The organism is Pigmentiphaga aceris, from assembly GCF_008119665.1.
Lineage (GTDB): Bacteria > Pseudomonadota > Gammaproteobacteria > Burkholderiales > Burkholderiaceae_B > Pigmentiphaga > Pigmentiphaga aceris.
Window position 1 is genome coordinate 4,604,118 of sequence record NZ_CP043046.1, and the last position, 20,891, is coordinate 4,625,008.

Genomic DNA, 20,891 nt, shown 5'->3' on the forward strand with positions numbered 1-20,891 from the left:
AGAGACGCCATTGGGACATTCCGTGACCCAACCGCCGGGACCTGCCGGTTTTTTTCACGATGGAAAAATCCTTGGAGTCACAGTGATGATAATTTCTGCTCCTGGCTTCCTGTCTGAAAACCGTTCCCTCATGAGCACCCACACTTCAGCTTCGGTTGGCTACATTGGTCCGCCAGGCTCCTGGACTCACCAGGCATGTCTCGACCTTTTCAACGACCAGCCACTGGTACCGCTATCGCGCGAGGATCTGTTCGAGCGCTACAGCAAAGGTGAGATCGCATGCATTTGCGTGCCGGTGGCGACCTCTGTCGTAGGCGTCACCCCTTACCTGGACGATGTGCTTGCATTACCCGTGCTGACGGTCGTCGCCGAGTACCCGAAGATGCTTGGCTACAGCCTGCTGGTGCGACCCGGAACCAGGCGGGAAGACATCACCGACGTGTTTGCGCACCCGGTTGCACTTGAAGAAGTGAAACCCTGGCTTGACCGCGAGATGCCTCATGTGCGCAGGATTCAGGCAAGCAGCGGAGGCGCGGCAGCGCAAACGGTCGCCAACAGCGCAGGGCTGGACAAGGCGTCTCTGGGCCCGATGGTTGGCAGCTCGCTTTATTCGCTGGTGTCGCTGGAAGATGGCATTGAAGAAGGCCCGCACAACGTCACGCGCTGGTGGGTGCTGGGCCGCGATGTGCCCGCGCCCAGCGGGCACGACAAGACCTCGTTGCTGGTGGACACGTCGGACGATCAGTTCGGTGCCGTGCTCGCCTTGCTTGCCAATGCTCGCGTGCAGATCCTGACCATCTATGAACGTCCGAGCAAGCAGACGCTGGACACGCATCGTTATCTCATCGAGGTAGCGGGCCATGCGGAAGACGATCATCTGGCTGCGTTGCTTGCGCAGCACGCCGTCTTCCGTGTGCTGGGGTCCTATCCAAGAAAGTGAAGCGCAACAACAAGGCCTGCATTCTGCAAGATCAATAATTCGACGACTTGTTCAGACTGGCCCACAGATGCGCCGCTGCCATGGTTCGGTGGGGTCGATAACGGGCCAGCAGCGTCTCGGCTGCGGCAATGCTTGGGCGCGTCTCATGGCCCCATAAATTGGCGATGGCGGCACGCACGGCAACGTCGCCGTGCAGCGAACAGTCTGCATATCCATAACCACGCAGCAAGGCGTAATTCACGGTCCACGGCCCGATCCCTTTGACCGCGAGCAATGCCGCGCAAATGGTATCCAGCGAGTTGGCCGGGCTTTCCTGAAGATCGATCTGCCCGCTTGCAAGCAAGTCGGCCAACCTTAACAAAGTCTCTGCCTTGGCGCGCGAGAACTGCCGTGACGTCAGTGCCTCGATATCGATGCGTGCCGCGTCCGCCGGACTCGGATAACAGATCAGTCCACTGCTGTGGGGCTGGCCCGCCAGTCGGATGAAACTGCGCCGCAAGGACACCGCAAACGCCACGTTGATCTGCTGGCCCATGATGGCCCAGGTGAGCGCCTCGAAGATCGACGCCGACTGTGCAATGCGCAAGCCCTGCTGGCGTGCGGTCAAGGGACCGAATACCGGGTCTGTCTCGACGAAGGCCAGGAACGCGGCCGGATCGATATGCAGCCCCAGCATGCTGGCTGCAATGTGTTTGGCCTGCGACTGCATGGCGATGTTGATCGGTGCATCGGACAGCGCCACGCAGCAAGCTTGCTCAAGGGACGTGTCGAGCGCGATGTCGATGACTGTCGGCACATCACCGAGCAACACTGCTTTCTTGATCTGTTTTGTTATCGGCGTGTCGCTGACGATTTCGGACAAGGCATCCTTGTCTCGGGCGTGAAAATTCAATATATCCGCAACGATGTAGCCGCGCGGCAGAGGCAGCGTGAAATCGAACATTGATGCAGAAATACTCACCACGCCAACACGGTCTGTGCAGGAGCCACACGTCCGCGAGCATCGTCGCGATCTGACGAATGTCCTTCCAAGGCAAGCAGCATTTCCTTCGCCTTCAGCCCGCCAGCAAACCCGGTAAGCGCACCCGTCGAGCCGATCACACGATGGCACGGCGCAATGATGGAAATGGGATTGCGGCCATTGGCGGCACCAACCGCCCGCACCGCAGCGGGCCGGCCGATCTGTCGGGCAATGTCGCCGTAGGTTCTGGTCTGCCCGAAAGGAATGGTCAGCAACGCCGCCCAGACCTCTTTCTGAAACTCGGTGCCTTGAAAGTCGAGCGGCAGGTCGAACACATCGCGACGCCGCTCGAAATACTCGGCCAATTGCTGTGCGGTCTGGTTCAGCACCGCATTGTTCCGGTTCTCGCTCATGGGCTGCAGCATGACGCGATTCTCGCGTTCCACTTCCCACAAGACACCCGCCAGCGCGGGGCCTTTCGCGATCAGCTTCAGTTGTTTGACTGGCGAATCGACCCACATGTATTCGTAGGACACATCAGCTCCTTAGGCGCAAGGTCATGCCTGAACCCGGCAATGGTGGGCAGAAGCTGATGGTAGCCCCGATGGTCGCTTCCTCTATCAGCGCACCGATTTCGTCTTCGGCAAGAAGGCCGTCGCAATCCCCAACAGCGGCAGATAGGACGTCAGGTTATACACCCACACCAAGCCGTGTGAATCAGCCAGCCTGCCCAGCTCTGCCGCCCCGATGCCGCTGATGCCGAACATCAAGCCGAACATCAACCCCGACACCATGCCGACCCGGCCGGGCACGGCTTCCTGCGCGTAGACCACCAAGGCTGCGAAGGCCGACGACATCACCAGACCGATGGTGATGACCAGCGCTGCCGTCCAGAACAGATTGGCATACGGCAGCGCCAACGCAAACGGTGCCACCCCCAGGAACGATACCCAGATGACCGCCTTGCGGCCGATGCGGTCCCCCACTGGTCCACCAAAGAACGTCCCCGCCGCCACGGCGGCCAGGAACATGAACAGGTACAGCTGGCTTTGCTGAACCGTCAGGCTGAAGCGTTCGATCAGATAGAACGTGAAGTAATTCGTGAAGGCGGCAATGTAGACAAACTTCGCAAACATCAGCACGCCAACCACCAGGATCGCACGCACGATCTCTTTACGGCCCAGCCCGACGGCGTGACCCCGGCTCAGGCTCTTTGCACGGGCTTGCCCATGACGCAGCGTCCAGCCAGTCAACGTAAGCCCCACCGCAATCGCCAGCAATGCGGCCAACATGAACCACGCAATTGCCGACTGTCCGTAAGGCACCACAATCGCTGCGGCAAGCAGCGGCCCGATGGCCGAGCCGGTATTGCCGCCAACCTGGAAGGTGGACTGTGCGGTGCCGAAGCGACCCCCCGACGCCATGCGCGCTACCCGGGAAGCTTCCGGGTGGAATGTTGCCGAGCCTACTCCCACCACCGCAGCGGCCAGCAGCAACATGGGATAGCTGCCTGCGAACGCCAACATGCCGATGCCAACCAGTGTTGCCAGCATGCCTATCGGCAACAGGTAAGGCTTGGGATGCTTGTCGGTATACAGCCCGATCCACGGTTGCAAGAGCGATGCCGTGATCTGATAGACCAACGCAATCCAGCCAATCTGCCCGAACGTGAGCGAATACTGGGTCTTCAGCATTGGATAGACCGACGGCAGCAAAGCCTGAATCAGATCGTTGAGCAAATGCGCGAACGCGGCAGCGCCCACGATGCGGATCAAGAAACCTTGTGGCGGTGGTGTTTGGGAGACGTCGACAGGGGGGACGGCTGCGGCCTGAAGCGCAGAAGAGGAGCCGGACATGTTGGGTGGCCTTCTATTATTGTTGCCTGCATCAGTCGCGAAAAACGGCCTGGGCAGAGACGATAGACAGAATTGTAGGAAGCGACATAAAGTCTGTCTTACGCAATCTGCCTAACTGTCTTCGCAAAAGAGACATGCCAAGCTCCGCTGAAACCGCCCACATGCGCGACATGCTGGCGCAAGTCGAGAATACGTCTTCGCCAGTGACGTGTCGGGCCACCGACTACGAATACGACCGGGTGATGGAACCTCATTCCCACACCCGGCACCAGCTTGTCTACGCGGTGCATGGGGTGATGAGCGTGCGCACCCAGACCGGTTACTGGGTCATCCCACCAAGTCGCGGGTTGTGGATTCCAGCGGGCACGACCCACGCCGTGCGGTGCATCGGCGAAGTCCATATGCGCAGCCTGTACGTTCGGCAAGACGCCGCCCCCGGGCTGATCACCATGTGTTGCGCAGTCGGCATATCGCCGTTGATGCGCGAGTTGATCCGTGCGGCGGCCGAGGTGTCACACCCCTATGCGCCTGATTCACGCGATGGACGGCTGATGCGCCTGTTGCTGGATGAGCTGCACGCACTGCCAGTGCTGCCCCTGCATCTGCCCATGCCCACTGACCCGCGCGCACTGCGCATCTGCAAGGCCTTGGAACAGCAGCCAGATGACCCGTCTACCCTGGCGGACTGGGCTGGGCGACTGGCGGTGGATGTGAAGACGATCCAGCGGCTGTTTGCCGCGCAGACCGGCATGACGTTCGGGCGCTGGCGTCAGCAGGCTCGGCTGCTACGGGCCTTGGAGTTGATCGCCAGCGGGGAGAAGATCATTGATGTGGCGCTTGCGCTGGGGTACGAAAGCCCTGGGGCGTTTGCGACGATGTTCAGAAAGCAGTTCGGGCTGGCACCAAGTCAGTTTTTTGAAGCGGCGGATTCAAATTGAAGCGTGGCAGCATGGCCTGGCCGCAGGACACGCCGTCATCAATGGTTTGCCTGACTTGCATCGGGATGCATACATCGACTGAGACACTGCGGTGTCGCACCATCCGCTAACGCGCCGTCGACGCAGGCAGCCACCGCGCGAACACCGCCGCCGCCACGATGCCGAGTACACCCACCCCGAAAGCCGCGGCACCCAGCGATGCCAAGGCCGTCACCGACGACAGCATCACCGGCCCGCCACAGGCCCCCAGGTCGGCAATCAGGCGCCAGATACCCAGGAACTGGTTGCGCGCGTTGGGCGGTGCCGCATCCGCACCAAGCGTCATTACAATGCCGGAGCCGATCCCGTTGCCGAATCCCAGCAGCAGGGACACCAGCACAAAGCTGGTGACGGTTTCAGTGAACGGAATCGCCATCAGGCTGCCGCCCATCAGCAGCGTGCACGGAATGGCGATCCACAGGCGACCGTACCGATCCATCACCTTGCCCGCCGGGTAGAACACCGACATATCGACGGCGGCGACCAGCCCGTAGACCAGGGATGCCGTGGCCGCGTCCATGCCAAGGTGGCTGGCCCAGAGCGGAATGACGACCTGACGCGAGGTTCGCAGCGCACTGATGAGCATGACGCCCACGCCGAGCGTGGCATAGACACCCCGATGACTGCGTGCAATCTGCGCCACGCCGATCCGCCCAGGGCCACGGGCCGAGGGCGAGGGCCTGACGATGTCGGGTGCCGAAACGGCGATGACGCCCGCGCCGAGCATGGCTGCGATGGCGACCCAGTAGGCTCCGTCCAGGCCCATCAGGAAGATCAGTCCCGCCCCCGCGAAAGGGCCGAGAAACGCGCCGATGCGGGTGGTGCCCGCCAGGGTGGACAAGGCGCGCGCCCGGTAGGCCGTGGGAACACTTTCGATCAGATAGCTCTGGCGGGCGAGCTGGAAGATGGATTGGGCGACCCCTTGCATCAGCATGGCGATCACCATCACCCACAAGTGCGGCACGGTGACCACCAGCAGCAAGCCGAGCACGCTGATCAGTGCTGCTCCCGTCAATGCTCGCCGCTCTCCCAGCCGGTCGGTGATCAGCGATGCGGGAATGTTGCCGAGCAGCGAGCCAATGCCGATCAGCGCTGCGATCAGGCCCGCCATGGCAACGGAGGCCCCCAGATCGCGCGCGGTAAGCGCGATCACCGGCAGAATCGCACCATTGCTCAGGCCATACAGCAAGGACGGCCCGAACACGGGAATCAGGATCTTCTTCCAATCGATCGTATCGTCTTGCTGCATCGGCGAGTCGGAGGGCGCGGTATCGGACAGCATGGTACCGGTACGCATGGCCAGATCGGGCGAAAAGATCGCACGTTTGTGTTGGGCTACGGCATGACAATCCCATCGCGTGCCAGACCAAAGAAATCTTCCAGCCCGATCTGCCCGCCCTTGAGCACCAGCTCCAGCCCCTCCCGGACCGGATGCGATGACCAGGCACGGCACAAGGGTGCGCCCGGCGTCAGTTCGGCCGCTACCGTCAAGGCGTCGATATCCAGCATGCTCATCACTTCGCCAGAGCTGTCACCGCCGGCAATGACCACGCGTTTCAATGGACGTTGATCGACAATGCCCTGCATCACGGCGGCAAGCGCCTGCCCGACCTTGCGTGCCGCATCCGAGCGCGACAGGCCAGCCTTGGTGGCGATTTCGTCGAAATTCACGACAGCGCTGTCGTTGGGGCCTTCTGCGCTGAAGATCAAAGGACTCCCCCCTGCGTCCAACACGCCCACGGCCAGAGCGACCAGGCGGGCGATTTCCTCGGCATAGCTGCTTTCTTTCAGCGCCTGATCCAGCGCCATGCGTTCGACCGTGAACCCGTTGTCACGCGCCCAGGCAATCTGGCCGGCGGTAACCGGCGAGCAGCTTCCGCTGACAGCGGCAATGCTGCGCACAGGCGCGGCACGCGGCAGCGCCACGTCCTTGGCAACCCAGCCCTGCGCGCGCCAGTAGGCGGTCAGCGCATACGGCAAGCCTGACGAAGACGCGCTGAACACGCCTTCTCCGCGCTGCTCCCACACCAGCCGGCCTGCTTCCACCAGCGTTTCATCATTCAACACGTCGATGAATACGGTGGGAACATCGTCTCCGCGCAGGTCGTTCAATTGTGCCGCCGCCGACCCATCGGCAAGCGCCACCATGTCGATCAGTTCAATGCGCCGCGTGGTCTGCTTGCCCAGGTGCAGACGCAAGTCCGCCTCGGCCATCGGGGTGACCGGGTGACGCGACATCGTGGGATGCCTGTCGATCCGATGAGCAACGCCCTTGACGGCCGCGAACAGATTGCCGAAGGCCTGATAACGCTTCAGCCGAGGCACACCCACAATGCTGGGTGACCAGTTTTGCCTGGCATGCTGCACGCCCAATTCGGTGGCACAGCCGATGGACCCGGTCGTGGGTGACGAATCGAAGGTCGAACACACTTTGTAGTGCAACACCGGCGGATTGAGCGCCGCCAATGACGAAAACGCAGCGGGCAATTCTCGCCGCATCCATGCTGGGTCACGACCGCGTGAGGAACCTGCGATGCCCACGCAGCGGGCGGTCGGAAAACGCGCCGCCAGCGCGGGGGTTGGCGGCGTCAGAAACAGTACCGTTTCGATGCCAGCCATGGTCATGGCCTCCATCGCATCGGTCGACCCGGTGAAGTCATCACCGTAGTAGGCTAGCAGCAGTCCTGGCGGAAGCGCCGATGCCGTCATTTCCAGAACTCCAGCGCGCGCGCCAATACCGGCACCTGGGCAGCACGCGCTGCGAGGGATTCCCCAGCCATTGCCGCATCCCATGAAGCACGCAGCGCCTCGACTCCCGCTGACACACCCTGCGGGTGACCGAAGATGCCGCCCCCCGCCGTGTGGATCAGGTCGGCGCAGCCGATGGCCGCGTAGGTGTCGTGTGCCTGCAAGCCGGTCTGACCAGAACTGAATACCGGCATGGCGGGCATGTCGACACCCGGCATGACCGGGGCCAGCACCGCACGTGCCGCCGCGATCACACTGTCATCAGGTTCACTGAATTTGTTGCGCAGGCCATTCACATGCAGATGGTCGGCACCTGCCAGACGCCAGATTTTCTGCAGCGGCGCATAGTCGAAACCCAGCGCTGGCGAGCGCGACAGCGCCCCCCAGCCGGCACGATGCCCGTGAATCGGCAACTGAGAATGTCGGCGCAGTTCATGCAGCCCCACCAGTCCGACCGCATTCAGGCACACCATCACGCAGGTGCCGCCGTGCGCCAGCACAATGTCGTGGCGGCGTCGCATGCGATCCAGATCGCCCGTCAGGTTGAAGGCCACCATGGCCTTCTTGCCCGTGCGCGCAGCATGGTCGTTGACCACATCCATTACCAGCCGCACCCGGTCTTCGAACGGGCAATGCGGGCCATCGGCCTGCAGCTCATCATCTTTGATGAAGTCGATACCGCCCGCCACCAGTTCACGAACCTGCTGGGCGGTTTCTTCAGGCGACAGGCCCACGCTGGGCTTGATGATGGTGCCGATCAGCGGCCCGGTCTGCACGCCGGCAAGCCCACGTGTGCCCTGGATGCCGAACGCCGGACCGGGGTAGGCAGCGGCGAACGACAGAGGCAATTGCAGATCGAGCAGACGCAGACCGGTGACCGAACGCAGTTCATACAAGTTGCCCGCCACCGTGGCCATCAAGGTCGGCAGGCAAGCGCCCAGGTTCTCGATCGGCCAGGACAGTTCCAGCAGACACTGGGTGTAGACCGACGACACCTTCGGGGTCGGCAGACTAGGCGTGGGGCTGGTGCCCAGCACCTCCAGGCGCTCTACCCGCGCCCCGGAACGGGCTTTCAATTCCGGGGTTTCGGTCGGCAGCGCCACGAAGGTGCCGCTGGACTGTTCACCAGCGATGGTGTCGGCGGCACGTGCGGGATCACCGCCCGTCTCGAACCAATAGCTGGCGTAAATGCGTTCGGCCATCGCGTATTCCTTGCGTTGTGCTTGGACAGGGAAGATCAGGTAATGCGACGGATGCTTTCTGCGATTTCGTCGCGATCGAAGACCTTGATCCAATCGTCACGCATCAAGCGGGGCTTGCCGAAGGTGATGGCCTTGTTGCATGCGTCCGAGAACGCACCTGGAATCTCATTGAAGATCACCGCGCCCAGGATGTTCATGTGACCCAGCAGGAAATCACGGGCGCATTTCTCGGGCACCCCACGACGCACCGTTTCGTCCATGGCTTCGCGCATCACGGCCAGCAAGGTGGCGCAGACCGTCTCGGACAGACCCGGCTCCAGCAAGGCCATCTGATCGACCGTCAGGCGGTAGGAATCCTTGATGGGCTGGTAGATGGTCTTGGCCACGTCTTCACCCAGGTCGAAGGCCGACTCCGGGCCTTGCATCAGTGCGCTGGTGATGGACTGGCGCGCTGCCACACCGCCGAAGTAGTCGCGTCGGGCGGCTTCTTCCACTTCGTCGTTGTAGATCGTCGGGTGGCACGGATGGCTGACGAAATACGTCAGGTCTTTTCGATCCGGCAGATGACCCGCAAATGGCGCGGCAGCATCCAGCAGCATGATCATCGTGCCCGGCTTGAGCTGATCCGAAATCTTGTGCGCGACCTTGCCGATAATGGTGTCGGGCACGGCGAGGATCACCACATCGGCATCGGCCAACGCCACGCTTTCCTCAACGCAGTCCAATCCCAGTTCGTCCTTGAGTCGCTTGCGACCGGCTTCGCCAGGTTCGACGTGGTGCACCCGATAGTCCGACTTCAACAGGTTCTTCGACAGGCGAACGCCCATCTTGCCGCCCGCACCGAACAAAGCAATGGTCTCTTTCAAGATTGTCTCCAGCAGACTGAAAAGGTGCCGCTCTGAACAAAACACAGATCGGCTCAAGTGGTGTGATGAGTAGACCACTTAAATAAAATATTGGATGCTCGGGTTTTCCATAGACGCAGTATTGCCCCGTGTTTTCCTGCCGTCACATGACCGGGAACCCTGTGATAAGGTCATCAGCCACCCCGGTATGACGACCCATTGGAGAGACCAGATGAATGAGCCGATCCGCCGCCGAAAGATTTTTCAAGAGGTTCACGATCGCCTCATGGAACGGATTCGTTCCGGTGCGTTTCAGCCCAATGCGCAGCTTCCCTCAGAGCGAGAACTGATGGAGGAATACGGTGTGGGTCGCCCTGCCGTGCGCGAGGCTCTGCAGGCGCTGCATCGCTCAGGTGTGGTCGAGATCGTCCATGGCGAACGCGCACGGGTGGTGGTGCCGACGGCGGAACGCCTGATGTCTCAGCTGGCCACCGGGGCCATGCACTTGCTGCGCACGCAGGCCGGCGCGCTGGAACACTTCAAGGAATTGCGCGTCTTCCTGGAGACAGGGACTGCGCGCCTGGCCGCAGAACGCGCATCTGAAGAAGACATCGCCAAACTGCGCCTGACGATTGCGCGACACCGGGCAGCCATCGCCAACGCCGAGCGCTTCATCGAGCTCGACAATGCCTTCCATCGGGAAATCGCCGGCATCAGCGGCAACCCGATCTTTCCGTCCATCGTGGACGCCATGTTCCAATGGGCCAGCGAGTACTACCGGTCCTTGGTTCGCGCGCCAGGTGCGGAAGCGCTAACGCTGGCTGAACATGAACGCATCGTGGATGCAATCGCGGCACACGACCCGGCCGGTGCCGCCAGCGCGATGGAAGCCCACTTGAATCGCGCCAACAAGCTTTATCGGCAGATCATCACGGCCTCTACTTCTTGAAGGCTGCGCTTACTCCGCACTGCTCCCCTCGTGTAATCGTAACCACCATTACACTTTATCGACTCAGATGGCATACTCATCACACCAGCTCATGACCGTTTGATGTATTGCGTGCACTTGCTCCCCACAAGCCGACAAAGGACAAACCCATGAAGAAAACGATGTTGCGTACCCTGATCAGCGCCGGTGTGATGGCGATGGCAGGACTGGCTGCCAGCCCTGCCATAGCGCAGGCAGATGCGCAGTCCACCTTGCGTATCGTGCCCACCACCAACATCACGGTGCTGGACCCGATCTGGACCACCGCCTACGCGTCACGCAACTTCGGCTACATGGTATACGACACGCTTTTCGGCACCGACGCCGAGGGCAATATCAAGCCGCAGATGGTGGACACCTGGACGGTGTCCGACGACCGCAAGACCTGGACGTTCAAGCTGCGCGCCGGTCTGGAGTTTTCTGATGGCACGCCGGTCACGGGTGAAGACGTGGTGTCTTCCATCAAGCGCTGGGCCAGCCGCGACAGCTTCGGCGGCCTGATGGCCAAGAGCGTCGATGCGTATGAGGCTCCTGACGCCAACACCTTTGTCATCAAGCTCAACGAGCCCTTCGGCATGGTGTTGGAAGCCCTGGGCAAGCCTTCGTCGAACGTGCTGTTCATCATGCCCAAGCGTCTTGCCGACACCCCGGGTGACACGCAACTGAAGGAAGTCGTCGGATCCGGCCCGTATCTGTTCAACGCCGACGAGTTCCGCCCCGGCGAACGCGTGGTGTTCGTGAAGAACCCCAAGTACAAGCCGCGCAGCGATCAGCCTTCCGGCACCGCAGGTGCCAAGAATGTCTACACGAACCGTGTGGAATGGGTCATCATCCGCGACCCGCAGACGGCCATGAATGCGCTGCTCAACGGCGAAGTCGACATCTACGAACAGCCTGCATTCGACCAGTACCCCACGCTGAAGGCCAACGCCGACATCCAACTGGCGGAAGCGGTCATCGCAGGCAGCCAGTTCATGCTGCGCTTCAATTTCCTGCAACCGCCTTTCGACAATGAAAAGGTACGTCGCGCGGCCATGCTGGCGCTGGGCCAGGACGCTATCTTGCGCACCCAGGTCGGTTCGCCCGAACTGTCGAAGTATTGCAAAAGCCTGTTCCCGTGCGGCACTCCTTACGAATCGCAGAACACAGGTGACTACACCGGCATCGCCAACCCGCAGAAGGCCAAGGCGCTGCTGGCCGAGGCAGGTTACAAGGGTGAACCGGTTGTGCTGCTGCGCCCCACCGACAACCCCACCATCGGCAAACTGCCACTGGTCGCCAAGCAGCAACTGGAACAAGCCGGTTTCAAGGTGGACATGCAGGCCATGGACTGGCAGTCGCTGGTATCACGCCGCGCTCGCAAGGACGCGCCCAAGGCAGGCGGCTGGAGCGCCTTCATGACCTCGTGGTCAGCGTCCGACATTCTGAACCCACTGACCATGGCACCGATGAACGCCACCGGCGAGAAGGGCTGGTTCGGCTGGTTGGAAGATGCCAAGCTGGAAGAGATCAAGCGCAAGTTCGCGATGGCGCAAACGCCGGAAGAAAAGAAGAAGTTCGCTGAAGAAGCGCAGTTGCGTGCGGTGGAAGTCGTGTCGCACGTGCCGGTCGGCCAGTACAGCCAGCCGGTAGCCATGCGCAAGAACATCAGCGGATTGCTGCCTTCCGGCGCGCAGATCTACTGGAACATCAAGAAGCAGTGACGCCAGCATGGGCGCCAATCGGCGCCCTGCTCGGCCCCGATATTTTCACTGAGTTCTAGGTCTGCCCCATGTTGAACTTCCTCGGCAAGCGCTTGCTTGCCACGCTTCCTGTGCTGCTGGTCGTCGCCATCGCGGTGTTCATGATCATCCGCCTGACACCCGGCGACCCGGCCGCGATCATTGGCGGCGACAGCGCCACCACAGAAGACCTGAACCGAATCCGCATGCAGCTCGGCCTGACCGAACCCCTGTGGACGCAATTTGCCATCTGGGCGCGCGGTGTGATCACCGGCGACTTCGGCTTCTCGTACTTCTTGAACAAGCCCGTCAGCACGCTGATCCTTCAGCGTATGGAACCCACGCTGTGCCTGGCTGCCGGCACGCTGCTGATGGCGGTATTGATTTCCCTGCCGCTTGGCACCTTGTCCGCATGGCGCATGGGTGGCTGGCTGGACCGCATCGTGATGGGCTTCTCCGTCACCGGCTTCTCCGTCCCGGTGTTTGTCATCGGCTACATACTGATTTATGTCTTTGCGCTTGAACTGCGCTGGTTCCCGGTACAGGGCTACAGCCGGATTGCCGATGGCATCGGTCCGTGGGCAATCAAGCTGCTGCTGCCTTGCCTGACGCTGGCCGTGACCTATGTTGCGCTGCTGTCGCGGGTGACACGTGCCGCAGTCAGCGAGGCGCTGACCGAGGACTACATCCGCACGGCACGCGCCAAGGGCGTGACCGAATGGACGGTGCTGGGTCATCACGCGCTGCGCAATGCAGCCGTGCCGGTCGTCACCGTGATCGGCATGAGCGCAGCGATGCTGATGGGCGGCGTGGTGGTGACGGAAACGGTCTTCGCCATTCCTGGTCTGGGACAACTGACGGTGGACGCCGTGCTCAGCCGCGACTTCCCGGTGCTTCAGGGCGTGGTCTTGTTCTTTGCACTGGTCTACGTGCTGCTGAACCTGCTCGTCGACCTGAGCTATCTGATCCTTGACCCCCGAATCCGCTACTGACATTCGTTATTGACATAGCAAAGCCACAATGACATCAACCTACCAAAAGCTCTGGCGCAACGTATCCATTCGCGCTGGCTTCGGCACGTTGGCAGTGCTGGTGCTGCTTGCCATTGCCACGCCACTGTTGGGCACCATCGATCCGGTCGCCATGGACGCCACGTTCATCTCGGTAGCCGCTGGCACCAAAGGCATGTTCACCTTGCCCGACGGCACCCAGATCGCCCACACCTTCTGGATGGGCAGTGACCCGATCGGACGTGACGTCTGGAGCCGTGTGCTGTATGGCACGCGCATCTCGCTGATCGTGGGCATTGCCACCGCGATGGTGGCCGTGTGCATCGGCTGCGTACTCGGCATGCTCGCAGGTTACTTCCGCGCCTTGGACGCCGTGCTGATGCGGATCATGGACGGCCTGATGGCGATCCCGTCCGTGTTGCTGGCGATCACACTGGTGGCCACATTGGGGGCCAGCCTGACGACCGTGATTCTTGCCATCGCCGTGCCGGAAATTCCACGCGTGACCCGCCTGGTTCGCGCGCTGGTGCTGAGCCTGCGTGAAGAACCCTTTGTCGAAGCGGCCCGAGCACTGGGCACACGCGACGCGTCCATTCTCTGGCGCGACATCCTGCCCAATTCGCTGGCCCCGCTGATCGTGCAAAGCACCTTCATTGCTGCGTCGGCAATTCTCACCGAGGCCATTCTCAGCTTCCTTGGCCTGGGCTTGCCTGCTGACATCCCGACCTGGGGCAACATCATGGCCGAAGGCCGCGTGCAGTTCACGCAGTCGCCTGGCAACGTGCTGTTCCCTGCCCTGTTCCTGGTGCCCACGGTACTTGCCATCAATATGTTCGGAGACGGCCTGCGGGACGTGCTGGACCCCAAGTTCGCAAAACGCCTATGACCGAATCAATTCTGGAAGTACGCGGGTTGCAGGTAGCGCTGCCATCCGATGCAGATCGCCCCTATGCCATCGAGTCGATGGACATTTCCATCCCGGCAGGACGCACACTGTGCATCGTGGGTGAATCCGGCTCGGGAAAATCGGTGCTGGCCACGACTGTGCTGGGCCTGCTTGCCAAGGGTTTGACCGTCAAGTCGGGCAGCATCAGACTGGCTGGCGAAGCCTTGGTAGACGGAGGCGTGCCCATCCCGCAAAAACGTTTGCGCGAGCTTCGCGGCACCGGCATGGGCATGGTGTTCCAAGAGCCGATGACAGCCCTGAACCCGGTGCACACCTGCGGCGAGCAAGTTGACGAACTGCTGCGCACCCACACTGACTGGAACGCAAGCGCCCGCAAGGCGCGCATTCTGGAAATTTTCGAGCGCGTGCGCCTGCCCTCGCCCGAGCGCATCTATGCAAGCTACCCGCACCAGTTGTCGGGTGGCCAGCGCCAGCGCATCGTGATCGCCATGGCGATCATCCTGAAGCCACGCCTGCTGATCTGCGATGAACCCACGACTGCGCTGGACGTCACCACGCAGGCCGAGATTCTGAAGCTGATTGCGGAACTACAGGCCGAACAGAACAGCGCCGTGCTGTTCATCACGCACGACATGGGTGTCGTGGCCGAGATCGCCGACGACATTCTGGTCATGCATCGGGGCGTGGTCGTGGAACAAGGAACCTGCGATCAGGTGCTGCGCGCACCGAGTCAGGCCTATACCCGCATGCTGCTGGACGCCGTGCCGGGCATGACGCCGCCCGCACCGCGCGAGCTGCCTGGCGGCCCGGCGCTGCTGGCTGGCCGCAACGTCGGCAAGACCTACATCCGTCGCGACTGGCTTGGCCGCGCCAAGCCCACCCAGGCATTGCAGGAAACCAGCGTGTCGGTGCACCAGGGCGAAACGGTTGGCGTGGTGGGCGAATCAGGCTCGGGCAAATCGACGTTTGCCCGCTGCCTGATTCGCTTGATCGAACCTACAGACGGTGTGGTGCACTGGGCAGGCAAGGAAGTGCAATCCTTGAAGGAATCCGAGCTACGCCCGCTGCGCTCGCAGGTGCAGGTGGTGTTCCAGGACCCGAACCGTTCGCTGAACCCGCGTCGCACCATTGGTTCGTCCATGGTAGAAGGCGCGATGAACTTCGGCATGAGCGCAGCGCAGGCGCAGGCCAAGGTCGAGGAACTGATGGACCGCATCCAGCTGCCACGCACTGCGCTGGAACGCTATCCACACCAGTTCTCGGGTGGACAACGCCAGCGTATTGCCATCGCACGCGCACTAGCCTGCCATCCCAAGGTATTGGTGGCCGACGAGGCCGTGTCGGCGCTGGACGTGTCAGTGCAAGCCCAGATTCTGGACTTGCTGCGCGAAATTCAGCGCGACCTGGGTATCGGCATTCTGTTCATCACCCACGACCTTCGCGTAGCGGCGCAGCTATGCGACCGCGTGGTGGTCATGCGGTCCGGCCGCGTCGTGGAACAAGGGCAGACGGCCAGCGTATTCGGCAACCCATCTGAAGACTACACGCGCGCCTTGCTTGCGGCGGCGCCATCAACCAACTTTTCGTCATAGCACACAGATCCGGCGCGATCTGTTGTTCTTGAAACCTGCACGGAGAATGAATTGAGCTTGGCAATGACCTGGGAAGAATGGTGTGCCCACGATGCGGTGGGCTTGGCACAACGCGTGAAAAAGGGCGAAGTCAGCGCAGCCGAGTTGGCGGCGCAGGCGGTCGAGGGCATCCGCAAGCTCAACCCCACGCTCGACGCGGTGGTTCAGGTCTTCGACGACGCCGTTGCCGACCCTGCCGTCGATGGCACGAATCTGGACGGCGTTTTTGGTGGCGCGCCTTTCCTGATGAAAGACCTGGGGCCCACGGTCAAGGGCAGGCTGCAGGAATTCGGCTCGAAACTGATGCAGGGCAACCGGCCGACTGAAGACGCCTTCCTGACCAGCAAGATTCGCAACGCCGGCCTGAACATCATCGGCCGCACGACCACGCCGGAATTCGGTGTGTGCAGCTCGTCGGAAAACGACTTGCACGTCACCCGCAATCCCTGGAATACCGACTACACCACCTGCGGGTCTTCCGCAGGCACGGCTGCAATGGTGGGCGCAGGCGTGCTGCCGCTGTCGCACGGGACCGACGGCGGCGGGTCCATCCGCATTCCCGCAGGCTGCAACGGCACTCTGGGGTTGAAGGTGTCACGTGGCGTGTATTCGCTGGCGCCCAACCTGTCGGACCTGACCGGACTGGTGTCGATCCAGGGTTGCCTGAGCAGCACCGTGCGCGACACGGCCGCGTTCGTGGACAACTGCCGGGGCGGCGCACCGGGTGAATTCATGCCCTTCTGGTCGCCGGAAGAACCGTACAGCGAACTGATCAAGCGTGATCCGGGTCGCCTGCGCATCGCCATGTCGCACGAATGGGGCGACTATCGGGCGGTGCCGCACTTCGTGGCCGAGCTGGAACGCGTCGGACGCTTCCTCGAAAGCCTGGGTCACCACGTCGAGTGGGCCTTGCCCGAAGTCGACTTCCGCGCAGCCTTCCAGGCGCAGACGCAGTGCTACATCGGCAACTTTGCCCAGGTAATCGCCGGCCACATGGAACGGCTTGGCCTTGACCAGCCGCCGCGTGACCTGCTTGAGCCGATCGACATCAAGATCTGGGAAGAAGGCCGCGACATCTCGTACAGCGAGCGCTACCAGATGCAGAAGGTGTTCAATACCACGTCGCGCGCGTTCGGCCGCTTCTTCGAAGACTGGGACATCATCCTGACGCCCGTGGTCGCATTGCCCACACCGAAGGTTGGCGAAAGCCAGAACCTTACGACCAGCACCAACCCGTCAGTGCTCGACTGGTTCGACATCAACTGGCGCAACTTTGCCTTCACCCCGCTTGGCAATCTGTGCAGCATGCCCGGCATTTCCATGCCGCTCGCGCGTCAGGAAAGCGGCTTGCCGCTGGGTATCCAAGCGCAGACACGGATGGCCAATGATGGCTTGCTGTTGCAGCTGGCAGCCCAGATCGAACGCGCGATCGACGGAAAGTGGAATGGCGGACAGCGGCCCGAGTGGCACGTGACGAATAAATAAGTCACTGCGACTGCATTGGGTCGACAGGTAACAGCGGCGGGCTGGGTCGGGGAACATCCAGCACCGAACTGAAAAGCTGCTGCGTGTAGGCATGCGTCGGGTTAGCGAAGACCGTCGCCGTAGCACCAGCCTCGACCACTTGCCCGTTACGCATCACCAGCACACGATCGGACATATGCCCGACCACCGCCAGGTTGTGGCTGATCAGAATCAGCGCCAGATTCAGATCCTTGCGTAGCGCCAGCAGCAGATTCAATATCTGCGCTTGCACCGATACATCCAGTGCCGACGTCGGCTCGTCGCAGATGATCAGACGCGGTTTGACGGCCAGGGCGCGTGCGATCGCCACGCGCTGGCGCTGTCCGCCTGACAGCGCGTGCGGATAGGAACGCAACACGCGTGCAGGCAGACCCACTTGTTCAAGCAGGCGCACGATGGCGGCTTGGCGGGTGCTGGCGTCCAGCGCGGTGTTGTGCAAGCGCAGGGGAAGGTCCAGCAATTGTGCAACGGTGTAAGCCGGATTCAGTGACCCGTAGGGGTCTTGGAATACCGGTTGAACAATGCTTGCAATCCGCTTGCGATCCAGGTTTGCAATGGGCTGCCCCAGCAGCGACACGCTACCTGCGCTGGGTCGATCCAGGCCCAGTAGAAGCCGGGCAAGCGTGCTTTTCCCCGACCCCGATTCGCCCACGATGCCGACAATCTCCCCTGGCCCGATCGACAGCGACACCTTGTCCAGCGCCGTGAACGGCGTGGCCGCGCGCGGCAGTATGCGGCGGACGGTGTAGTGTCTGGTCAGGTTGATGGCGTCCAGAATGCGCGCAGAAACCTGTGTGTTGGCGGCATGGTCATCCTGGGTGAAAACCTGTGTGTTCATACGCGCGCCTCGAACGGGGCATAACAGCGTCGTGTGTGTGCCGCGCCAATGGCGATCAGGTCTGGCGGCACGTTGTTGCACACGGGTGCGGCATGCGCACATCGGGGTGCGAATGCGCATTGCGTGGGCGGCTCAAGCAGCGCTGGGACCACGCCAGGGATGACTGCCAGTGGCTGTCCGGGGGCACGGGAGCCCCCCATGGGCAGACAGTCCAGCAGCCCTTGCGTGTACGGATGGCCGGCGTGCCGAAGCACGGTATCGGTTCGACCGGACTCCACAATCTGTCCCGCATACATGACAGACACGCGATCGGTGTAGTGGGCGACCAGGCCCAGGTCGTGGGTGATCAGCAGAATGGCCAGACCCATTTCCTGTTGCAGTGTTTTCAGCAGATCGAGAATCTGCTTTTGCACGGTGACGTCCAAGGCTGTGGTCGGCTCGTCAGCAACGATCAGATCGGGCCCGCACATCAGTGCCATGGCGATCAGCACACGCTGGCGCATGCCACCGGACAACTCGTGCGGATACTGTTCAAGCCGGCGCGCAGCATCGCCAATGCCGACTTTTTCCAGCAGATGCAGCGCGCATGCCTGAGCCTGCGCTCGCTCGCCGCGCCGATGGCTGAGATAGACCGCACGCAGCTGAGCACCGATAGTAAAAGTAGGATTGAGCGCAGTCATGGGTTCCTGAAACACCATGGAAATGCGGTCGCCACGCAAGCGGTTGATCGCCCGATCACCGACCGACAGCAGGTCATGGCCATCGAAAGCCATGCGGTCGGCGCGAACCTTTGCGCCGTGCGGCAGCAGCTTGAGCAGGCTCAGCGCGGTCAAGGACTTGCCACAGCCGCTCTCACCGACCAACCCGAGTGTTTCACCTTTATCGATGCGCAGGTCGATGCCGCGTACCGCATGCAACAGCCCTGCACGTGTGGGCAAGGTGATGTGCAGATTCCGCACGTCGAGCGTGGCCTGCGTCGCGTTGCTGATATCAATCGTACTCATGTCTGCCGCCGCGTCCGCAGTCCATCACCCACCAGGTTGATACCAAGCACCAGCAGTGCAAGCGCAGCCCCCGGCAACGCAATCAACCAGGGGCTGAAGAACATGAATGATTTGGCCTCTGACAGCATCAAGCCCCAGGACGGAAACGGGGCCGGTACACCCAGGCCCAGGAACGACAAGGCGGCTTCCACCAGAATGGCGTGGGCCATTTCCACCGATGCAATGACCAAGAGCGGTCCCCGCACGTTGGGCAGAATTTCCTTGATGAGAATGTGCAGATTCGAGCAACCCAGCGCACGCGCAGCGGTGACGTAGTCGGCCTGTCGCAGTTGCAGCGCAGCGCTGCGTGCCACCACGGCAAAGTGATCCCACAGCAGCAAGCCCAACACCAGAATCACGGTCGTCAGCGAGTTGCCCGTGACCGACACGATGGCAAGCGCGGCCAGCACGATGGGCATGCTGATGCGCGTGTTGATCAGGAAACTGATGACGGCATCGGTGACGCCACCGAAGTAGCCCGCAAGCAGGCCAAGGGTGATGCCGATGAAACCGGACACCAGCACGACTGCCACGCCGATGCCCAGCGAAATGCGTGCACCGTAGACCAGTCTGGCAAGGTAGTCACGACCAAGCTGATCGGTGCCAAGCACATGCGCAGACAGCGTCTTGTCATGCCAGAACGGCTGCGACAGGCGCTGACCAAGTGACTGCGTGAACGGATCATTGGGCAGCACCAACGGGCCGAGCACCGCAATGATGGCCAGCACGATGATGATGGCGATGCCAAGCTTGAAGCCCCAGCGTTTGGACATCATGAGGCGGCCCGTTTCATTCGGGGGTCGAGCAAGGTGTTGATCACATCACTAAGGAAGGTCAGCACGATGTAGGTCAGCGAGATCATCAGCACAACCGCCTGGATCACGGGCATGTCAGAACGGATCATCGACTGCCAGGCCAGATAACCAATGCCGTGTATGGCAAAGATGGATTCGATCACAATGGATCCGCCCAACATGAAGCCGAACTGCACGGCTCCCAAGGACACCACCGGCAGCAGTGCATTGCGCAGCGCACTGACGAACAAAATCTTGAAGGTGGGCAAGCCCATTGCCCGTGCGGTGCGGATGTAGTCCGACTCCAGTGCGTCGATCATGCCGCTGCGCGTCAGGCGGGTCAGTGCGGGCAAGGCGTACAGGCTAAGAGCTACCGTGGGCAGCACAAGGTGCGCCGCGGAACTGCTGCCGGAAATCGGCAGCCAACGTAGTTGCACGCCAAAAAAAATGATCAGCACCAAAGCGGCCCAAAAACTTGGTACGGCCTGCACCACCACGACAATCAGCGACACAATGCGGTCGGCCCAGCCTCCCCGCCTGGCGGCAGCCAGCACGCCAGCCGGCACCGCGATCAGCAAGGCCAGCAAGATGGCGGTGAAGGCCAGCATGGCGGTAACGCCGACGCGATCCGTCAACATCTTGCTGACGGGTTCACCCGTCAGTTGCGAGGTTCCCAGGTCGCCCTGCACCAGCCGCGCGAGATACGCGGCGTAGCGCTCGGGCAAGGGGCGGTCCAGCCCGTAGCGGATGCGCAGGGCTTGCAGATCGGCTTCGGTGGCACTGTCACCGGCAAGCGCCAGCGCAGGATCGACCGCCACGTTGGACAAGGTGAAACACAGCAACGACACGGTGATCGCGACCATGAGCGCCAGGCCCATGCGTCGCAAAAGCAAAGAGAGCATTCAA

Annotated in this window: 19 protein-coding genes; 8 read left to right on the forward strand and 11 right to left on the reverse strand. The window is 61.8% G+C overall.

Annotation, left to right across the window (positions count from 1 at the left end; translation table 11 throughout):
• The first annotated feature begins 130 nt into the window (after positions 1–130).
• Entirely contained in the window at positions 131–940 is an 810-nt protein-coding gene (locus tag FXN63_RS19980) for a prephenate dehydratase (RefSeq protein ID WP_246164907.1), read from the forward strand.
• A 31-nt stretch (positions 941–971) separates the two neighbouring features.
• Here FXN63_RS19980 and FXN63_RS19985 read toward each other — a convergent pair whose 3' ends face one another.
• The 3 genes from FXN63_RS19985 to FXN63_RS19995 form a co-directional block, all read right to left on the reverse strand.
• Positions 972–1,883 carry a DNA-3-methyladenine glycosylase family protein gene (locus tag FXN63_RS19985; RefSeq protein WP_148816911.1) on the reverse strand — a complete coding sequence of 304 codons (912 nt, stop codon included), beginning with the start codon at positions 1,881–1,883 and terminating at the stop codon, positions 972–974.
• 14 nt (positions 1,884–1,897) lie between these two features.
• Complete coding sequence (locus FXN63_RS19990; RefSeq protein WP_148816912.1) at positions 1,898–2,437, reverse strand: methylated-DNA--[protein]-cysteine S-methyltransferase; 540 nt, start codon at positions 2,435–2,437, stop codon at positions 1,898–1,900.
• 84 nt (positions 2,438–2,521) lie between these two features.
• The gene (locus FXN63_RS19995) at positions 2,522–3,757 is read right to left on the reverse strand and encodes an MFS transporter (protein ID WP_148816913.1); all 1,236 of its coding nucleotides are present in this window, start codon (positions 3,755–3,757) and stop codon (positions 2,522–2,524) included.
• A gap of 134 nt (positions 3,758–3,891) precedes the next feature.
• On the opposite strand from FXN63_RS19995, the gene FXN63_RS20000 reads away from it, so the two are divergent.
• Entirely contained in the window at positions 3,892–4,695 is an 804-nt protein-coding gene (locus tag FXN63_RS20000; protein ID WP_222863948.1) for an AraC family transcriptional regulator, read from the forward strand.
• Between the two features lie 106 nt (positions 4,696–4,801).
• Here the strand turns inward: FXN63_RS20000 and FXN63_RS20005 are convergent, their stop codons facing one another.
• From FXN63_RS20005 to FXN63_RS20020, 4 genes are all read right to left on the reverse strand, one after another.
• Complete coding sequence (locus FXN63_RS20005; protein WP_148819613.1) at positions 4,802–5,983, reverse strand: MFS transporter; 1,182 nt, start codon at positions 5,981–5,983, stop codon at positions 4,802–4,804.
• Between the two features lie 86 nt (positions 5,984–6,069).
• Positions 6,070–7,443 carry a 3-oxo-isoapionate kinase OiaK gene (gene oiaK / locus FXN63_RS20010; RefSeq protein ID WP_148816914.1) on the reverse strand — a complete coding sequence of 458 codons (1,374 nt, stop codon included), beginning with the start codon at positions 7,441–7,443 and terminating at the stop codon, positions 6,070–6,072.
• The gene (locus tag FXN63_RS20015) at positions 7,440–8,684 is read right to left on the reverse strand and encodes a ribulose-bisphosphate carboxylase large subunit family protein (protein WP_148816915.1); all 1,245 of its coding nucleotides are present in this window, start codon (positions 8,682–8,684) and stop codon (positions 7,440–7,442) included. Before FXN63_RS20015 ends, oiaK begins: the two co-directional genes overlap by 4 nt.
• 35 nt (positions 8,685–8,719) lie before the next feature.
• Positions 8,720–9,550, reverse strand: coding sequence for a phosphogluconate dehydrogenase C-terminal domain-containing protein (locus tag FXN63_RS20020; RefSeq protein WP_148816916.1), 831 nt, complete (start codon positions 9,548–9,550; stop codon positions 8,720–8,722).
• Positions 9,551–9,761: 211 nt separating this feature from the next.
• On the opposite strand from FXN63_RS20020, the gene FXN63_RS20025 reads away from it, so the two are divergent.
• The 6 genes from FXN63_RS20025 to FXN63_RS20050 all read left to right on the forward strand — a co-directional run bounded on the left by FXN63_RS20025 (position 9,762) and on the right by FXN63_RS20050 (position 17,271).
• Positions 9,762–10,478, forward strand: a complete 717-nt coding sequence (locus tag FXN63_RS20025; RefSeq protein ID WP_148816917.1) for a transcriptional regulator NanR — start codon at positions 9,762–9,764, stop codon at positions 10,476–10,478.
• Between the two features lie 149 nt (positions 10,479–10,627).
• Positions 10,628–12,220 carry an ABC transporter substrate-binding protein gene (locus FXN63_RS20030; protein ID WP_148816918.1) on the forward strand — a complete coding sequence of 531 codons (1,593 nt, stop codon included), beginning with the start codon at positions 10,628–10,630 and terminating at the stop codon, positions 12,218–12,220.
• A gap of 68 nt (positions 12,221–12,288) precedes the next feature.
• The gene (locus tag FXN63_RS20035; RefSeq protein WP_148816919.1) at positions 12,289–13,230 is read left to right on the forward strand and encodes an ABC transporter permease; all 942 of its coding nucleotides are present in this window, start codon (positions 12,289–12,291) and stop codon (positions 13,228–13,230) included.
• 28 nt (positions 13,231–13,258) lie between these two features.
• The gene (locus FXN63_RS20040; RefSeq protein ID WP_148816920.1) at positions 13,259–14,134 is read left to right on the forward strand and encodes an ABC transporter permease; all 876 of its coding nucleotides are present in this window, start codon (positions 13,259–13,261) and stop codon (positions 14,132–14,134) included.
• Positions 14,131–15,747 (forward strand): ABC transporter ATP-binding protein, encoded by a 1,617-nt coding sequence (locus FXN63_RS20045; protein WP_148816921.1) that lies wholly within the window; start codon positions 14,131–14,133, stop codon positions 15,745–15,747. The genes FXN63_RS20040 and FXN63_RS20045 overlap by 4 nt, the downstream gene beginning before the upstream one ends.
• Positions 15,748–15,798: 51 nt before the next feature.
• Positions 15,799–17,271: an amidase gene (locus FXN63_RS20050; RefSeq protein WP_222863949.1), complete on the forward strand. Its 1,473-nt coding sequence runs from the start codon at positions 15,799–15,801 to the stop codon at positions 17,269–17,271.
• Position 17,272: 1 nt separating this feature from the next.
• Here FXN63_RS20050 and FXN63_RS26775 read toward each other — a convergent pair whose 3' ends face one another.
• Genes FXN63_RS26775 through FXN63_RS20065 form a run of 4 tightly spaced genes read right to left on the reverse strand, consistent with a single transcriptional unit; the run spans position 17,273 to position 20,887 of the window.
• Positions 17,273–18,148 carry an ABC transporter ATP-binding protein gene (locus FXN63_RS26775; RefSeq protein WP_187394958.1) on the reverse strand — a complete coding sequence of 292 codons (876 nt, stop codon included), beginning with the start codon at positions 18,146–18,148 and terminating at the stop codon, positions 17,273–17,275.
• Complete coding sequence (locus FXN63_RS26780) at positions 18,145–19,152, reverse strand: ABC transporter ATP-binding protein (RefSeq protein ID WP_187394959.1); 1,008 nt, start codon at positions 19,150–19,152, stop codon at positions 18,145–18,147. The genes FXN63_RS26775 and FXN63_RS26780 overlap by 4 nt, the downstream gene beginning before the upstream one ends.
• On the reverse strand, positions 19,149–19,967 hold the full coding sequence (locus FXN63_RS20060; RefSeq protein ID WP_148816922.1) for an ABC transporter permease: 819 nt from the start codon (positions 19,965–19,967) through the stop codon (positions 19,149–19,151). Before FXN63_RS20060 ends, FXN63_RS26780 begins: the two co-directional genes overlap by 4 nt.
• On the reverse strand, positions 19,964–20,887 hold the full coding sequence (locus FXN63_RS20065) for an ABC transporter permease (protein ID WP_148816923.1): 924 nt from the start codon (positions 20,885–20,887) through the stop codon (positions 19,964–19,966). Before FXN63_RS20065 ends, FXN63_RS20060 begins: the two co-directional genes overlap by 4 nt.
• Positions 20,888–20,891: the final 4 nt, after the last annotated feature.

What these genes read in the sequence shown, in the direction of transcription:
- FXN63_RS20000 (WP_222863948.1), top strand. Translation starts at nt 3,892, where the DNA reads ATGCCAAGCTCCGCTGAAACCGCCCACATGCGCGACATGCTGGCGCAA.
- FXN63_RS19985 (WP_148816911.1), bottom strand. Translation starts at nt 1,883, where the DNA reads ATGTTCGATTTCACGCTGCCTCTGCCGCGCGGCTACATCGTTGCGGAT.
- FXN63_RS20060 (WP_148816922.1), bottom strand. Translation starts at nt 19,967, where the DNA reads ATGATGTCCAAACGCTGGGGCTTCAAGCTTGGCATCGCCATCATCATC.
- FXN63_RS26775 (WP_187394958.1), bottom strand. Translation starts at nt 18,148, where the DNA reads ATGAACACACAGGTTTTCACCCAGGATGACCATGCCGCCAACACACAG.
- FXN63_RS20040 (WP_148816920.1), top strand. Translation starts at nt 13,259, where the DNA reads ATGACATCAACCTACCAAAAGCTCTGGCGCAACGTATCCATTCGCGCT.
- FXN63_RS20065 (WP_148816923.1), bottom strand. Translation starts at nt 20,887, where the DNA reads ATGCTCTCTTTGCTTTTGCGACGCATGGGCCTGGCGCTCATGGTCGCG.
- FXN63_RS19980 (WP_246164907.1), top strand. Translation starts at nt 131, where the DNA reads ATGAGCACCCACACTTCAGCTTCGGTTGGCTACATTGGTCCGCCAGGC.
- FXN63_RS20025 (WP_148816917.1), top strand. Translation starts at nt 9,762, where the DNA reads ATGAATGAGCCGATCCGCCGCCGAAAGATTTTTCAAGAGGTTCACGAT.
- FXN63_RS20015 (WP_148816915.1), bottom strand. Translation starts at nt 8,684, where the DNA reads ATGGCCGAACGCATTTACGCCAGCTATTGGTTCGAGACGGGCGGTGAT.
- FXN63_RS19995 (WP_148816913.1), bottom strand. Translation starts at nt 3,757, where the DNA reads ATGTCCGGCTCCTCTTCTGCGCTTCAGGCCGCAGCCGTCCCCCCTGTC.
- FXN63_RS20035 (WP_148816919.1), top strand. Translation starts at nt 12,289, where the DNA reads ATGTTGAACTTCCTCGGCAAGCGCTTGCTTGCCACGCTTCCTGTGCTG.
- FXN63_RS20045 (WP_148816921.1), top strand. Translation starts at nt 14,131, where the DNA reads ATGACCGAATCAATTCTGGAAGTACGCGGGTTGCAGGTAGCGCTGCCA.
- oiaK (WP_148816914.1), bottom strand. Translation starts at nt 7,443, where the DNA reads ATGACGGCATCGGCGCTTCCGCCAGGACTGCTGCTAGCCTACTACGGT.
- FXN63_RS20030 (WP_148816918.1), top strand. Translation starts at nt 10,628, where the DNA reads ATGAAGAAAACGATGTTGCGTACCCTGATCAGCGCCGGTGTGATGGCG.
- FXN63_RS20005 (WP_148819613.1), bottom strand. Translation starts at nt 5,983, where the DNA reads ATGCAGCAAGACGATACGATCGATTGGAAGAAGATCCTGATTCCCGTG.
- FXN63_RS26780 (WP_187394959.1), bottom strand. Translation starts at nt 19,152, where the DNA reads ATGAGTACGATTGATATCAGCAACGCGACGCAGGCCACGCTCGACGTG.